This window comes from Microcystis sp. M165S2 (assembly GCF_020245885.1).
Lineage (GTDB): Bacteria > Cyanobacteriota > Cyanobacteriia > Cyanobacteriales > Microcystaceae > Microcystis.
In genome coordinates, this window is the sequence record NZ_JADBTZ010000109.1 from 1 (window position 1) to 17148 (window position 17148).

A 17148-nucleotide genomic window follows, 5' to 3' on the forward strand; every position below is an offset into this window, starting at 1 on the left:
CAGGTGGTCAATTACCTAATTTTCAGGGAAAAAGTCCCTGAATTTTCCCCCCAATCACTCCAAGGGTCGGCACTTTTTGAGGGAAAAAAAGTCTAAAAACCTTGTTGGATAAGGTTTTTAGATTTATTCAGCAAACCCTAATTAGGGTTTGATAACCCATTCCTGCGGTTTGCTGCCTGTTCTCGAAAATAAGCTAGAATCTCATCATCTAGATAAATGGTAATGCGTGTTTTTCCCTGAGAGGAAATGAGCGCCCCTCGTTTTCCTTTAGAAAAATCATATTCCTTTCTCATAAGTTTTTCTCTCTTGTTTTGTAGCACGACGAGCGGAAATCAAGGGAATGACTTCACCCCGCAAAATATCACACGAATCGCCTTACCTTCGCACTTAGAGGAATATTGAGGGGGAATGACAACTGTACCATGATGAAGAATCGTCTTAAATTCAATCGCTTCCATTCGTTAAGTTTAATAAAGTGCTATATCAAGTTTAACCCAATCAATCCATGGAGTTCCAGGAGACGAAAAGAAAGAATAAAAAAGCGATCGCTTTTTCCCAATCAAATATAATTTAGGTAGAAAATTGCCGAAAAATCGCTATGCTCAACGGGTACAAAATTATTGATGCTGATTCCCATGTCATTGAACCCCCCGCAATGTGGGGCCAATACCTAGAACCTAAATTTAGGGAATTTGCTCCTTCTGCTGACATGAAAATCAAAGGAGAACCGATTAGTCAAAAAATCTCCCCACAAGTCCAAAAAGAAGGGAATAAGCAGATGATGCAAGCTCATCCCCGCGCTTATCTCAACCGCTATAACCCAGAGTCCCATGTTCAAGCAATGGTACAAATGGGCATAGATGTGGCTTTTATTTATCCTAATTACGGACTGTGGTTATTTGCCATTGATAGCCTACCCGCCGAAGTGATGGGGGCTTTTGTCCGTGCTTACAATACATGGTTATATGAAGAATTTTGTAGCTATGACCCGGCTAGACTGAAAGGAGTCGCTGCAGTCAATCAACATGATCCCGAAGACATGGTCAAAGAGCTACACCGCAGCGCAAACTTGGGCTGGAAGGCGGTTTTTTTGCGTCCTAACCCCGTTAAAGGCAGAATTTTGAGCGATCCGGCATACGAACCCTTTTGGGCGGCCTGCGAGGATTTGGACATGGCTGTAGGAATTCATGAGGGACATTGGAGTCGTTTACCCACCACCGGCGCCGATCGATTTCACACCCGTTTTGCCCTTCATGCTTGTTCTCACCCCATGGAGCAGATGATGGCACTGTTAGCCTTAATAGAAGGAGGGGTGTTAGAACGTCATCCTAAGCTAAGAATCGGATTTTTAGAGTCGGGCTGCGGTTGGCTACCCTATTGGTTATGGAGACTTGACGAAGAGTATCAAGTTACACCTTGGGAGGTCAAAGATCGGGTAAGATTAATGCCATCAGAGTATTTTCGCCGTCAATGCTTTATTGCCGTTGACCCCTCTGAACCCTATCTATCTCAGCTTATAGACTATATTGGCAGTGATAATATTATCTTTGGCTCAGATTATCCACACATGGATCATAAGCCCGATATTGTTAGTCAAATAGTTCAGCTTGAGAAAGATTTAGCTAAAGAAACAGTGGAAAAGATACTTGCGTACAATCCTACCCGTTTTTATGGCTCAGTCTGAGTTTTTACAGTAAAATCAAATTTATTAACTAACTCCCAGGAGGAATTCACCAATGGCACAGGTCTTTACTCGCAGTTATGTTCAAAATTTACAATCAAATTTGTCTAGAAAGATTGGACAAGAACCAAAATCGATCAATGGCGATCAATACAATCAATACTATTTTCAGCTACTTATTTTTGAAAATGAAGACACCCCTAAATTAGTCTATGGAACTAAGGAAGCTTTACAAACAAAATATAATTTAGATTGCTCAAGTTTTCCTAGCTCAGGAGCTAAGGTTGACCCAAGCTTTTGCCCATCAGGTAAAGATCAACCTAAGGATCCTTTAGCTCAAACGGAATCGAGTACCGTTCATTTTTTATTACAAACACGGAAGCTATCTCAGATGATTGCTTATACATGGCTTGAGCCAGAAAATATACCAGATGAAATGAAAACAAAAGTGAAATTGGTCAGAGAAATTTTGAAATTTCCTAACCAAAAGCTGCCTACTTGTTGGCTTGATGAAACTCTCCAACAAACCAAAGTTATAACTGAGATCGATTTGTCCAGAAAACTATTAGGAAATAGTCAAACAATTCCCAGTGAATATAGTTGGTTAATTCCGCCATCACATATAAGTTATGACTTTATCGCTCTGGCTCTTTTGTTATGTGGACAAGCTTTTTATAAAGATAAAAATGGTCAATTTGCCAGTATTTGGGAGCCAATTGCTAGTATCTATCAGCTAATTTTTGAATACGGCGTTGATGTGGCTTGGGAGCTTTTTCATGGCATTACGACAGAACTTGTTCATACAGGGCAAAACTCAACACTCCCAGCCAATAAAATAACTATCCCTTATCCTCCCAGACCCAGTGAATTTAATGTTAGCCAATCTGACATTGCAACTTGGGCAAAGGCAAATGATCATGATGGTTCTTACCCGTTTTATCCGAGCAAAGATAGTGATGACTGGAAGAATCACAAATTGAAGTATGTTTATCCCCCTTCACCTTATATACCTCTCAGTTGCTTGTAATTATCTCGAATTTTAATTAAGAAAATTGGTCAGGGAATCAAGCAGTGAGGAAAATTGATCAGCTTGATTTTCCTGCCTACCTAGAATAGGCTCATGGAAACAAAATATCAAATCATCGAAAAACTCTACGAAAGTGCTAACTCCTTAGTTTATCGAGGTGTTCTTCAGGCTAATCATAAACCAATTATCCTTAAAATTCTCAAAGAAAATTACCCAACGCCATTGGAACTCACTCGCTATCAACAAGAATACCAGATCACTCGCTCTTTTAATGTCGATAATATTATTAAAGCTTATGAGTTACAGAGATATGAGAACAGTTTAGTCATACTTTTAGAAGACTTTGGCGGTCAATCTTTAAAGTCAATACTAGATCAAAGTCCATTCAACTTAGAAGAATTTTTAAAAATTGCCCTTAAGATTACTGAAGCTTTGGGTGTTATTCATAAAGCTAATATTATTCACAAAGACATTAACCCTTCTAATATTGTCTATAACCCCAAAACCGAACAACTTAAAGTTATTGATTTTGGTATTTCTAGCCAGTTATCTCAAGAATTTATCAGCGTTATTTCTCCCTATCAATTAGAAGGAACGTTAGCTTATATTGCCCCTGAACAAACAGGAAGAATGAATCGTGGACTTGACTATCGTAGTGATTTTTATGCTCTTGGAGTCACTTTTTATGAACTTTTAACCCACAGAATTCCTTTTGAAACTACAGACCCAATGGAGTTAGTTCATTGTCATATTGCTCAAGACCCTTTACCCCTACACGAACTGATTCCAGACCTTCCCTTGGCTGTGTCTAATATTATCAAAAAACTATTAGCAAAAACCCCAGAAGAAAGATATCAGAGTGCTTGGGGAATTAAAAATGATTTAGAAATTTGTCTCAATCAACTCAAAAGAGGGGAACAGATTGAGCTATTTCCTTTAGGAAGTCGGGATCTTCCAGAAAAATTTCAGATTCCGCAAAAACTCTATGGTCGAGAATTAGAAGTTCAAAAACTCCTAAACATTTTTGAAAAAGTCAGTCAAGGATCATCGGAATTGATATTAATTTCGGGTTATTCTGGTATTGGTAAAACAGCTTTGGTTAATGAAATTTACAAACCAATCACAGGTAAACGGGGACGAATTATTAAGGGTAAATTTGACCAACTACAGCGAGATATTCCCTACTCAGCCATTACTCAAGCTTTACAAGATTTAGTAAAACAGTTGTTAAGTGAACCAGAAAAACACCTTAATAAGTATAAAGACAAAATTTTAGAGGCGTTAGGAAATAATGGCCAAATTATTATTGATGTAATCCCTGAACTCGAAAAAATTATTGGTCAACAACCTCCTGTAGAACAACTGGATAAAACAGAAAGTCAAAATCGCTTTAACTTATTTTTTAAGCGTTTTCTCAGGATTTTGTGTCAACCAGAACATCCCCTAGTTGTTTTTATTGATGATTTACAATGGTCAGATTTATCTTCTCTAAATCTAATTGAGCAATTAATCTCAGATCCAGATATTAACTATTTTCTCCTAATTGGTGCTTATCGAGACAATGAAGTGGAACCAACTCATCCACTAATGCACACTTTAGACAAAATTAATCAAGCTCAAAAAACAATTAATACCTTCTCTCTTTCTCCTTTAAAAAGTAGAGAGATTAATCAGTTAATTGCTGATACCCTCAATTGTTCTAGAGAATTAGCTAAACCTTTAGGGGATTTGCTCAACAGAAAAACCAACGGAAATCCTTTTTTCTTAACACAGTTGCTTTATTCTCTTTACGATAGAAAATTGTTATTTATTGGTGAAAATTTAGATTTCAAGAAGCAAAAACATAAAAAAACAGTTTATTGGCAATGGAATATACAACAGATTGAAAGTGTATCTATAACTGATAATATAGTTGATTTAATGGTGGATAACATTGAGAAATTATCCCAAGAAACTCAACAAGTTCTCAAACCAGCGGCTTGTATTGGCAATCAATTTAATTTAGAAATTCTTGCTATTATTAATCAAAAATCTGCAATTATTACCGCTCAAGAACTACAGTTTGCCCTAGATGAAGGCTTAGTTATTCCCTTAGACAAAAATTATAAGATTCCTCTACTATGGAATGCAGAAGACTTATCAAATAATCGACAACAAGATGCTTTTAACTATTCCGCCGATATTTACTATCGATTTTTACATGACCGAGTGCAACAAGCGGCTTACTCTCTCATTTCTGAAGAAGAAAAAAAATATTTTCATCGGCAAATAGGACGTATTTTATTAGAAAATTATCAAGCTCATCAGCTACAAGATAAAATTTTTGATATTGTTAATCAGCTTAATGAGGGAGCCATATTAATTACTGAGCAATCAGAAAAAAACGAACTGGCTAACTTAAATCTTCAAGCGGGTAGAAAAGCCAAAGCATCAACGGCATACGACTCGGCTTTAAGATATTTAGAAAAGGGCTTAGAATTGTTAGCATTGGATAGCTGGAAAACGGATTATCAATCAACGCTAGAACTTCATGTCGAAACCTTAGAAGCTCTTTACTTAAATACTCAATTTGCCAAAATCGAGGAATTATCGGCTACCGTCTTGAATAGGGCTAAAAACATATTTGATCAACTCAGAGTATATGAAATACAAATTACCTACCACTTTACCATATTTCAACCTCAAAAAGCGATAGATATTGCTCTCAAGATTTTGCCAAAACTAGGTATCAAAATTTCTCTAGAAGAAAATGAAATTAAAAAAAGAATTAGTAACCGACATAAATCCATAAAATTGCTATTAAAAAATCAATCAATTGAAAAATTAGCCGATAAAACAATGATAGCCGACTCAAAAAAATTAGCATCAATAACAATAATGCTTTCCATACTATCGGCTGCAAATGTAATTAATTTTTCTCTATTTATGGAATTAGTATTAATTTTATCTTATCTTTGTATTAAACATGGAACTCCCCCGCAAGCCGATGTTATTTATAGTTATTATGGAATGCTTTTATGTGGAGTCATGGAAGAAATTGAGTATGGTTATAATTTTGGCAAACTGGCTGTTAAATTACTAGAAAAATATAATAATTTACTATCAAAACCACAGGTCTTCTTTTTGTATTATGCCTATGTGTGGTGTTGGAAAAATCCTATTAATCATCCAGTCCTCCAAGAAAAACTATTGGAGGGTTTACAACAAGGAGTAGATGTAGAACACAATAAATATTGTGGTTTTCTTGCTCAAGCCTATTGTGCTATCAAATTTTTGGGAGGATGCCAGTTAGAAGAAGTAGAACGAGATTGTGAAAAATACATTCATTTTGTGGAAAAACTTAATCAAGAGTATTCTCATAAATTCTTAGTTATTTTGACAAATACTGCTAAAAATGTCCGAGATATTGATCACCATCAAGATTTTTTATTGCTAGGAACTTCTCAAGAGGAAGAAGATAAACATCTCCAAGAATATCTTGATCAAAATAATCAATGGCTGCTCTTTATTTATTATTTCGGTAAAATGCTTAATTGTTATATTTTTAAAGCCTTTTCTGAATCCTTAGAAAACAGTCAACATACAGAAAAATATGTAGCAGTAACAAGCGGTGCAGCCCTATTCAAAGCACAACATAATTTTTACTTTTCTTTGAGCTTCTTAGCTCACTATCCTAACTGCGATCATAATCAACAACAGGAGTCATTGAATAAAGTTGCAAAACATCAGAAAAATATGGCAAAATGGGCAAGTCATTGTCAAGCCAATTTTCAACATAAATATGATTTAGTTGAAGCAGAAAAAGCCAGAGTCTTAGGTCAAAACTGGGAAGCTCAAGAATTTTATGAAAAAGCAATTCAAGGAGCAAAAAAATATGAATTTATCCATGAAGAGGCTTTAGCTTACGAACGTGCCTCTGAATTTTATTTTACTTTAGGTAGAGAAGAAATCGGGAAATTATACCTCAGAAATGCTTATCATTGTTATATTCGTTGGGGTGCAAAAGCTAAAGTTAAACAATTAGAAGAAGAATACCCTCAATATTTATTAGGCATCAGCAATCAAAACAAATCTAAGGGATTAAGTACCACTATCTCTACCACTGGAAATGATGGAGAAGTTCTTGATTTAACCACTATTCTCAAAGCCTCGCAAGCAATTTCTGGAGAAATTAAACTGGAAAATCTCCTAACAAATTTAATGAAAATTGTCATTGAAAATGCAGGAGCTCAGAAAGGTTGTCTGATTTTAGAAAAGGAAGAAAATTGGGTTATTGAAGCTCAAGGCACAATTGATCAAGAAACTATTAATATCTTACAGTCAATTCCCATAGAATCTATCGACCATGATAACTCAATTCCTCTTTTACCCACTAAAATTATTTATTATGTGGCTCGCACAAAAGAAACTATCGTTGTAAACGATGCCACTTCATCAGGTCAATTTACAACTGATCCTTACATTGTTGCAAAACAAACTAAATCCATTCTTTGTACCCCTTTACTCAATCAAGGTCAAATAAAAGGAATTGTTTATTTAGAAAATAATCTAACCACAGGTGCATTTACTGATGAAAGAGTAGAACTATTAAACATTTTAGCGGCTCAAGCTGCTATCTCTATTGATAACTCCAGACTCTATCAAAACTTAGAACAAAGAGTGCAAGAACGCACTAAAGAACTCACAAATACTTTAGAGGTACTGAAAGCAACTCAAGCAGAACTTATCTTTGAAAATGACCTGCTTAAAAGTGCTGAACAACCCCCCAAATTTGTCTATCAAGTGGGGGGAAGTTTACCGATGGATGCACCAAATTATGTGGTTCGACAAGCCGATCGCAATCTTTATAAAGCTCTCAAACAAGGTCTATTTTGCTATGTTTTAAATGCACGTCAAATGGGAAAATCTAGCTTAATGGTACGGATGATGAGCCAATTACAAAAGGAGGGAATTAAATGTGCAGTCATTGACTTAACTCGCCTAGGAACAGACAATATTACCCCCGAACAATGGTATAAAGGATTAGCCGTTGATCTGCTCCGCAGTTTTGGATTAATCAAACAATTGAAAACTTTTAAAGCTTGGTGGAGTGAACAATTAGACCTGCCTCCTGTACAACGATTAGGACAATTTATAGAAAATTTTCTTCTAATTAATGACGATTTTAATCAGCGGCAATCTAGACAATCGACTGTTATATTTATTGATGAAATTGATAGCATTTTAGGGTTAAAATTTGATGTCTCTGACTTTTTTGCTTTAATTCGTTCTTTTTATAACCAGAGAGCGATTCGACCTCAATTTCAAGAGCTAACTTTTGCCTTTTTTGGTGCTACCACACCTTCAGCTTTAATTACTGACCCCCAGAAAACACCTTTTAATATTGGTAACGCTATTGAATTAGCAAGTTTTAAAGAACACGAAGCCCAACCTTTATTATATGGGTTAACAGAAAAAGTCAGTAATCTTCAGACAATGCTCAAACAAGTCTTAAGCTGGACGGGAGGGCAACCTTTCTTAACTCAAAAACTCTGTCAACTGATGCGGGATAGTGAGCAGCCAATCCCCTCTAATCAAGAAGAACAATGGTTAGCTCAGTTAGTAGCAGAAAAAATTATTCAAGATTGGGAGATGCAGGATCAACCCGAACATTTAAAAACCATTCAAGATCGCCTTCTTCAAAGTCCAAACCGACCCCAATTATTAACCTTGTATCGACAAATCCTGCATCAAGAAGCAATACAGATTGATAACAATCCCTATTTACCTGAGTTATTTTTATCTGGATTAGTGGTAAAACGCCATGGTAAAATGGACGTTCATAATCGCATTTATCAGACGATATTTAATACTGATTGGCTTGAGCGATCGCTGTCTTAAACTGAACCAGTATATTGACTTCTAAAGTACTTTTGATACAACTGACAACTGACAATTGCTTGATTTTCCCTGAGTTTAATTAAACCCATACTATTAAGTTTATAAGCAATAATTGGATCGAGTATAATTGGTTGATTCCCTTGACAAATCTGTTGAAAAACATCGGCAAGTTCGGGTTGTTTTTGTAAAGTGACCCAGTGCAGCTGTAAATGAGAGGAATAAATCCCCGTTGATGTAATTGCTGATTTGATTAAATCTGGCATCGTTATTTGCTCTTGGCTAAGATGATAAATCGCTAAATGAATCAAGGCAGGATGTCCCCCTACTAAGTCGATCAATTGTTGAATTTCGTTGGTTGCTAATTCATTTAATTGATATTTTTTTGCCAATTCTGCCACTTGTTCTTGATCAAAACCCTGTAACTCTATGGGTAATCCCACATTAAAAGGAGACTGTTCTAATCGCAGAGAAACATAAGATTCTGTGGATTGAACAATAATTAAACGTAATTTCTGCCACAGGGGAGATCGCTTAGATTCTTCATAACAAGCTCTGATTAAAGGTAAAAAATCTTCCGCTACTTTCGGATGTTCAAAGACTCGATGCACTCCATCTAAAGCCAATACCACTGGCTGTTTTATTTCTCGTAAAATATACTCTTCAAAATAAATTGTCCAACTCATTTTAATTCCTATATCTTCATCCCAATAATCATCTAATTTGGCTTCTAAATTCAACTGCCGAGCGCAATTACGGCAAATCCAGCGTAAGAACTTGTTAAAATTTGCTATAATGTCTTGGTCTGCTTGTTGTAAATCTAACCTAACAACTCGATAACCGAATTGTTGTTGACAAGCCTCTAAAATCGTTAATAATAAAGACGTTTTTCCCCATTTTTTGGGCGCTTTAATGCGTACTAACGCCCCAGATTGACCGATTTCTTCGATAATTTTTGCTTCAAGTTTTGTTCGTTTTAGATAATAATAAGAATTATAGGGAACAGGAGCATCGGGGTATTCTGGACGCTCATTCTGGGGATATTCATTACCGCAATACTGAAGCGATGTGGAGTTGGTAAAATGAGATTGTAGTCTAGATAAAAAATTTTTCTTATTGATCGGAGAACCGATCAGTTGCGAGAGTCTATCATAGAGTGCTGGGGCAACTACATTGGCAAGATAGCTGCTACTATAACCATTTTCTTGGGCAATTTCTTGATAGGTTTTTTTCTGCCAAAGTCCTCGCAACAATAATTGTTCTGTGTCATTGAGACAGCGATTCTCAAGCTTGAGCAGTTGCCGATTAAGAATCTCTTGGATTTCCTCGAATTTCATTATTTTTGTCTAAGGTAAGAAGATTTGAAGAAATAGATTGTTTGATTTTCCAGTTCCGTTGCAGCCAGAAATATTGAATCTTGACATAACAGCACCGATTCAAACTAGAATTGGTATATTTGACAAACAAGCTGACGAGAACCAGCAACCGACAAAATTGTGCGATGGCAACCCTGAGAGGGATTAAATTCCCCCCTTGCTAGGAAATTATAGCATTTCTTGTCAAGGTCAATTACACGGCAGCAATTATCTCTTGATGATTTCTATCAAAAACCCTAAGTCTTCAGCGTCTAACTCCTCGATAATCCTATTAAGAATTAATTCGGAAAAATCCTCACAGGATTTGACTAGACAGGGTTTTAGCAATCAGATGTACTGCATTTAAACTGCCTATTGAGAATTTTAGTACAGTGGCTGCTCCCAATCTTCGCAACAACGGTGAACAGTTACTGTTCATCCCTCAATACACTTGCTCCCAGAGCTTCTAGGGTTTCTTGCAGCATTTCAGCGCGAGAGAAATTACCCTGATCTTTCAATAATTGTAGGCCTTTTTGCCAAATCTCGATCGCCTCATTATAACTACCGAAAACTATATAAGCAACCCCTAGATTTTGGTAAATAGTGGGATTATCGGGGTTTAACTTGAGAGCTTTTTTATAAGCTTTAATCGATTCTGGTAGCCGGTGCAGTTGTTTGAGAACCAGTCCTAAATTATAGTAACCATCGGCATAGCTAGGATCAATTTCTACGGTTTTCTCAAAGATAGATAAGGCCGCTTCGTATTTTTCTGCTTCGTATAATAACCCACCAAAATTATTATAGGCACCCAGTTTTAACTTATCTAAAATTGGCTGCTTAATCGCTTTAACAAAATGATCGCCTGATTGCTTAAATTCCTCCACTGAATAATAATAATTAGCGAGATGATAATATAACTCGTATAAAATATGAGGATTAGAGCCATGGCATTTTAAACCATGTTTGAGCAGCTTAAAACCCTCTTTATCCCTGCCAATCTTCAGATATAACCCTCCCAATTTACTACACACATAGGGATCGTGGGGATGTTGCTGATAAAAACCCTCCATCGCTTTTCTTGCCCGTTCAAACTTATCTAAGCTGGCTATTTTATCGACGGTGTAACCGTAGTGAAAGATAGCAATTTCTGGCAGTTCAACTATTTTCCAACCAGGTTCTTTTTTTAATAAAATGGCCACATTATCATCAATAATTGAGTGATAGGGACGGGTAAAAGTGACCTGATGATGTCGGCGAAATAGCCGCGAAATTAGAGAATAAGGTGATTGTACGGCTCCGATTTCATGGCGGATTAAATTAATCACTAAATTTTCCTCTTTTTCCATTGCCCGACGCATTTTCGCTACGATAGCGGGATTTAATTCCTCATCAGCATCAAGGACTAAAATCCAATCGCCAGTAACATATTTTAAAGCCTCATTTCTGGCATCGGAAAAATTACCCCGCCAATCGTAGCTAGGAACTATGGCACCGTAACTTTGAGCAATAGCAATCGTATCATCGGTCGAACCCGTATCCATAACGATCATCTCATCCACCACCCCTTTAACGCTATCCAAACAGCGCCGGAGATTTTCGGCTTCATTTTTGACAATCATGCAGAGACTAAGTTTAGGCATAACTTTACTCACTCTAGCGGTCAATCTTGAGCGATAGCGGCTAATCAATAACCCACCGATTACCGCTCACCGATTATCGATCATCCTCTGAGTCTACCTTAAACCGTTCTACCGAAGAAAGCAGCTCCCGGGAGATACTCACCAATTTTTGCAGAGAACCCGCCACCCGTTGGGATTCTTGGGAAGTTTCCTGAGCGGTTAACTCCACCGACTGCATAACTTGGGCGACATTGAGGGAATTTTCCCGTTGTTTAACCGTATCGGCGGTAATCGATCGCACCAGCGTATCGATGCGGTTAGAAACTTGGATAATATCTTCTAGGGACTTCTTCGCCTGTTCCGAGCGCTCGGTGACATCGATCACCTGTTGAATCCCTTCCTCCATCGCCGTCATTACCGAACCCGTTTCCGATTGAATCTGTAAAACGATCTGTTCAATTTCCTTAAGAGATTTAGCGGCTCTATCGGCCAACTGACGCACCTCATCGGCCACAACCGCAAAACCGCGGCCCGCCTCTCCTGCTCGCGCCGCTTGAATCGAGGCATTAAGAGCCAATAAATTGGTCCGCGAGGCAATCTGAGAGACTACCGCGACAATTTTCGAGATTTCCTGGGAAGCTTCCGCCAAACGCTTGACTTTTCGCGCCGTTTCTGATACGGTCTCGCGGATTTGCAGAATTCCCGCCACGGTTCTTTCCACGGAATCGCCCCCCTTCAGGGCGGTAATCGAGGAAGTGCGGGCGACTTCTTCGGCTTCTCTGGCGTTTTCTGCCACCCGTTGAATTGAGTCGGTCATCATCTGTACCGAATTAAGGGTGACGGCCAATTCCTCCGCCATCCGCAGGGCATCGCTAGACTGATTGCGGGCGAAAGATTCACTATTGGTACTGCCTTGATTCACCTGTTTTGCCGCTTTTTTCACCTGTCGGACAATTTCGCGCAGGTTTTGGATAGTCAAATTAAAAGCATCGGCCACCGCCCCTAAAACATCGGCGCTTACCTCCGCTTCCACGGTCAGATCTCCCCGAGCTGCTCCTTCCACATCATCGAGAAGTCGAATTACTTGCCGTTGTAAGTCTTCCCGTTCCCGTTCCGTTTCGGCGGCGCGGCGTTGGGCTTCCGTGGTGGTAACTACCACCACGTGAGCCATCTGATTGAAACGATTGGCCAGTTGACCGAATTCATCTTCCGAGTAGATCGTCGCTTTAGCGTTAAAATTACCTTCCGAGAGATGATCGAATTGGCTTTGCAGATCGTTGAGACTGCGCTTAATCTGACTAATTAGCAACTGTAGGCCTAGCCAAGTCAGGGCAAAGGTTCCCAATCCAGTTAATAACATCATTGCTGGTTTCGGTTGACTCCAAGGAGAAAGGCTGGCTGGTGCTGGTGGTATTGGGGCTGGTTTGGGGGCAACCTTTTCGGTTTTTGCCCGGCTATTCGGGGCTGGTTTGGCAGCCAAGAGCGTAGAAAGCCAAGAGGTGGTACTAACGGCAAAAATTATGATCACAGGGGTAATACCCGCTAAAGCCGCTAGGATTAGTTGTTTTTTGCCTAAAGAAGCGTTGACAAAAAAGCCTAATTTGTCCGGAGCGACTTCCACCACTGGCTTGAGCAAGCGCTCGGAAGCATGGGTAAGATGACTATCTCTTTTGTCATTGGGGGTTTTTAGACGAGAAGGATTAAAACTAGGCTCTCCCACACCAGAACTGGCATTAAGGCCCGCACTGGGTTCGGGGAGAAAACCACCACTTAAAGCTTCCCCCCCCGAAAGGGTAAATAGCTCCCAGTCCCCCAGTCCTTCAACCGTATCCGTCAGAGCCAGTGGGGAAAAACCGTCTAAATCCTCATCATTGAGTTCTGGTTCCCCAAAATCTCCGGTGTCTTCCTCCTCGTATCTTTTTTGAGTGACTCGGCCAGTTTTTGCCCCTTGTGGGCGGGTCGATTCCGGGTCAATGGCAAAAGCGCTTTCTTCTAGGGTATCCCTATAGGATAACTCCTGATCTCTGCCGGTGAGGGGATTTCCTCCCAGATCAGAGGAAACCATAAAAGTGGCTTCTCCCGTTGACCCTAGCTCACCGTCCCACCCTTCCTCCAGCGAGTCAATCTCCGCCGCTTCTAAAAAGGGGAAAGGGGCTTCCCCCTCCGCCGAATCGCTAGACCACTGGGAACCGTGAGAGCCAGTGCCCGCCAGGTTAGGGGAACTAAAGGCGGTTTCCTCCGATTCCTCAAAATCATCGTCATAGGAATGGACTTTACTTACCGTAGGCTCGCCGGGATCCTCCTCATTGAAAAGACTACTATTCCAATCCAGCTCTTTATTTTGTCCATCGGGGTCAGCCCCTTGCGACTTCCTGGAGCGAGAATGGTTAAAACCTTGACCTAGATCGAAAGCTGCCTCGCTGTAGACAATGCTTTCCGTAGCAGCGATCGTAAAATCTCCCTCCTCGGCTTCAAAACGAAATTGCCGAATCTGATCGAGACCACGCTGGGCATAATCGACTAGATCGGAGCTATTGGGAGAATTTTTAGCCAATTGCAGCACTTTTTCGTAACGTTCCTCAGCCAATCTGTATTGTTGTAGTCCTAGATGAATGTGACCCTGTAAAAGCATGACATTGGCATCCTCGGGATACTTGCTGGTCATCTCTTTGACAATGACGGCGGCATCCTCAAGGTTGCCCTGGCAATAGGCGGTGTTAGCCTTTCTATAGAGTTTTGCGTATTCTGTCCCTGACGGCATTTGCCCCTCCCCTAGTAAAGTTAAATCAAGTAGTTAGTAGTTTTAAGAAAGAATTGCTATAAATCCTATTCTGCTATTTTTTTGAGGTTTTAAGCCGCCCAACGGGCAGAACGGAGTATGGCCAGATGATCGAGTAGTCTTAAGGTTTTTTTTGATTCTTGGCCCAGAATCCACTCTCCCTGCACATAGGGGGCGATCTGATCGGGAATACTGGCGGCACTACCTAGTTGATCTGGGTCGAGCCATTCCATATCTCCCAAACGTTCCACCGCTAAACCGAGGATCGTTTCCTCTTCTTCAAGCGCAATTATCGGAATTTCGGCTCGATCGGTGTTTAAGCGGCTGCTATCCCCCAAAAATTGCCCGAGATCCGCCACCCAGATCACTTGACCCCGGAGATTGATCGTGCCGAGGAGCAAGGGTGAAGCATTGGGAATGGGGGTAATGCGATCGAGTGGTTGCTGTATTACCTCGCAAATTCCCACGGCACTAAGGGCAAACTCGTCCTGAGAGGGTAGATAAAATCGCAAGTACAGTTCACCGACGGGAGTTTTTAATTCCTGATTATCGGGGGCGATATTTTGAGCGTTACCAGTAAAAAAATCGGCGTTGTTAAGCATGAGTTTAGTTCTCTTGCAACTAATAATTCGGGCGGCGTTTTTAGCTGTCTTGACCTATGCCATAGCTAGACTGTCCCCAGTGAGGGCGATTTTATCGGCGCAACAGTTGTTTAATGGTATAAATGAACTCAATCGGTTCAAAGGGCTTGACAATGTAGGCATCGGCTCCGATTTTCATGCCCCAATAGCGATCAAAGACTTCCCCTTTCAAGGAACAAATGACCACCGGGACATTTTTGGTTTTTGGATCCGACTTGAGACGACGACACACCTCATAACCATTCATGCGGGGCATGACGATATCGAGGACGACGAGATCCGGATTGGCTCTCTGAATATGTTCGAGGGCTTCCACCCCATCCGTGGCGATCGTGACCTTAATGCCGCTATTGCGGAGTAAATCACAGATCAGTTCCCGTTGCGCTTGGCTGTCTTCTACCAGCAATATTTCCCTCATAACTCCCTACCTAGCTAGGCTGCCAAGAACAACAATGGCAAAATATGCCCGATAATAGTCCCCGTTGACCGGATGCTCCGAAATTTCTCTCATTTTTGCCTCCAACGCAATCTGAAATTTATCAGGGGTTTCCCTCTAAACAAGGACTTGATTCACCGCTCAACTAAACTTACTCAAACTTACTTAAAAGTCTGAAAGCTTAGTCATTCGTAGTGGGTCAAGCACGGAGCGGATTAAACGGCAAACCCTTTATTCCCTGGTCAATGACATCAGGAATTACTTTTCTAATGATGTTAAATGCCCCATTGACATCGGCATTTAACAACTGATTTGTTACCATTTTATACAGTCCCCTAGTTAACCTTTTTCCCTTAAATAATGGTTTCTCTTCACCATATTTAGGTAACTCATCCCTATCTAAGGCACTCGATTGTGAGGTATAGGATTCTTCAGTTATTATGACTTTTATTCCTTTTAATTGAGCTTGTTGTTTTGACCGTTGTTTGTTGTAGAAGGTGTTAATCGCTTTTAAGGGTCTGCCATTTACCAAAAGAGGTGCTACACCTGTTTGATTTGTAGTTACAGCCATTAAGTTATTAACTCCTAAATCTACCCCAGTTATCTGTTGTTTATCTGTGGTTTCCTCCCGTCTTTCATATAATATTTCAATGACATAACAGCTACTTTTGGGGACAATTCTCACTGCAATTATTTCCCTTCGGGAAGTGGTCATTTTTAAGTCGCTCATAGACAAGTGACCAATTCCTTCTTTTAAAGGTTTTTTATAAATTGATTCCTGAGAATATATCAGCAGGTTTTTTCCTTTAGTCTTGTCCTTATAGTTAATAATTTTGGGTTCTCCTAAAAATTTTTCAGGGGGTTTTTCCCAAGCTTTAAAAGCAGCAAAATAACTAATCCAAGCTTGCTCTAATCTTCTGATTATCTGCTTGCTCACTTTCGTGGGTAAAGCTAAATAATCTGAGGTTTTAGATACCCGATGATAGAGTTGATTAAAACCCAGTTTTTGGGAGTTTTCAAAGAAATATTGGTGATAATGGTAGTTAGCTAGATTGAACAATTTTTTTGACAAAAAAGCATATCGGTCTATTTCTGACCAGCAAGGATCGGATTTGGTGATGATATGGCGTTCAACTAGCTTCATGTCTTGATTATACCTGATAACGTTCTTAAAATCTCTCGGTGGCAAAAGTTACTTATTTTAGTTATCTAGCTACAGAAGTGAGTAACTTTAAAGAGTTTTAGGTTTCTGTAGTTAACCCTTTCGGGTTTCATCTCTATCGTTCCCAATTCCACCGTTAAAAACCACCGGCCAAGAGATTTTTTTTCGGGTTTGGGGGTTGGGTGTGAGGTTTTAGGGTGTTGGGGTTTAGGATTTTAGGCTTTTAGTTGAAATTCCTCAGTAAAATACTGCGAATCTCGATCTCATTGCAGCTTCCTTCCATAATTTCTCGGAATCTCCCCCAATAGACCCTATTTCTTTTAGTCTAGGAGAAGCATTTATCTTACTCGTGAGGTACAAAGTATCGGGTTTTGGGGAAGGCCGGAACTGGGGAAGACTGGAGCAGTAGCTGGTCGTCTGGGAATGTCGTCATAGTTAGTAAAAGTATAGTCAAATATAGACAGACTGAATTCCATTTCAGAAATTCCCTTCACTTTTACTTCGAGAGATTGATTCTCCTTGGGTGAACTACGCACCTCTCTATCCCATAGCGGTTAAACGCATTTGGGAA

Annotated in this window: 9 protein-coding genes and 1 pseudogene; 3 read left to right on the top strand and 7 right to left on the bottom strand. The window is 39.7% G+C overall.

What is annotated here, in order from left to right:
* Positions 1–139: 139 nt before the first annotated feature.
* Positions 140–293, bottom strand: a pseudogene (locus tag IM479_RS05750) (BrnA antitoxin family protein); the annotation flags it as partial.
* 305 nt (positions 294–598) lie between these two features.
* On the opposite strand from IM479_RS05750, the gene IM479_RS05755 reads away from it, so the two are divergent.
* The 3 genes from IM479_RS05755 to IM479_RS05765 all read left to right on the top strand — a co-directional run bounded on the left by IM479_RS05755 (position 599) and on the right by IM479_RS05765 (position 8588).
* Positions 599–1684 (top strand): amidohydrolase family protein, encoded by a 1086-nt coding sequence (locus IM479_RS05755; protein WP_287686251.1) that lies wholly within the window; start codon positions 599–601, stop codon positions 1682–1684.
* Positions 1685–1736: 52 nt separating this feature from the next.
* Complete coding sequence (locus IM479_RS05760; RefSeq protein ID WP_287686252.1) at positions 1737–2708, top strand: hypothetical protein; 972 nt, start codon at positions 1737–1739, stop codon at positions 2706–2708.
* Positions 2709–2801: 93 nt separating this feature from the next.
* A complete protein-coding gene (locus tag IM479_RS05765) occupies positions 2802–8588 on the top strand; it encodes an AAA family ATPase (RefSeq protein ID WP_287686253.1) in 5787 nt (1928 codons plus the stop codon).
* Here the strand turns inward: IM479_RS05765 and IM479_RS05770 are convergent.
* From IM479_RS05770 to IM479_RS05795, 6 genes are all read right to left on the bottom strand, one after another.
* Positions 8585–9922 (bottom strand): AAA-like domain-containing protein, encoded by a 1338-nt coding sequence (locus IM479_RS05770; protein WP_287686254.1) that lies wholly within the window; start codon positions 9920–9922, stop codon positions 8585–8587. The two genes, IM479_RS05765 and IM479_RS05770, sit on opposite strands and share 4 nt — an antisense overlap.
* 446 nt (positions 9923–10368) lie before the next feature.
* Entirely contained in the window at positions 10369–11580 is a 1212-nt protein-coding gene (locus IM479_RS05775; RefSeq protein ID WP_287686255.1) for a glycosyltransferase, read from the bottom strand.
* A 73-nt stretch (positions 11581–11653) separates the two neighbouring features.
* Entirely contained in the window at positions 11654–14320 is a 2667-nt protein-coding gene (locus IM479_RS05780; protein ID WP_287686256.1) for a methyl-accepting chemotaxis protein, read from the bottom strand.
* Positions 14321–14409: 89 nt separating this feature from the next.
* Positions 14410–14940 carry a chemotaxis protein CheW gene (locus IM479_RS05785; protein WP_287686257.1) on the bottom strand — a complete coding sequence of 177 codons (531 nt, stop codon included), beginning with the start codon at positions 14938–14940 and terminating at the stop codon, positions 14410–14412.
* 91 nt (positions 14941–15031) lie between these two features.
* Complete coding sequence (locus tag IM479_RS05790; RefSeq protein WP_287075593.1) at positions 15032–15397, bottom strand: response regulator transcription factor; 366 nt, start codon at positions 15395–15397, stop codon at positions 15032–15034.
* 217 nt (positions 15398–15614) lie between these two features.
* Entirely contained in the window at positions 15615–16559 is a 945-nt protein-coding gene (locus IM479_RS05795) for an RNA-guided endonuclease InsQ/TnpB family protein (protein WP_287686258.1), read from the bottom strand.
* Between the last annotated feature and the right edge of the window lie 589 nt (positions 16560–17148).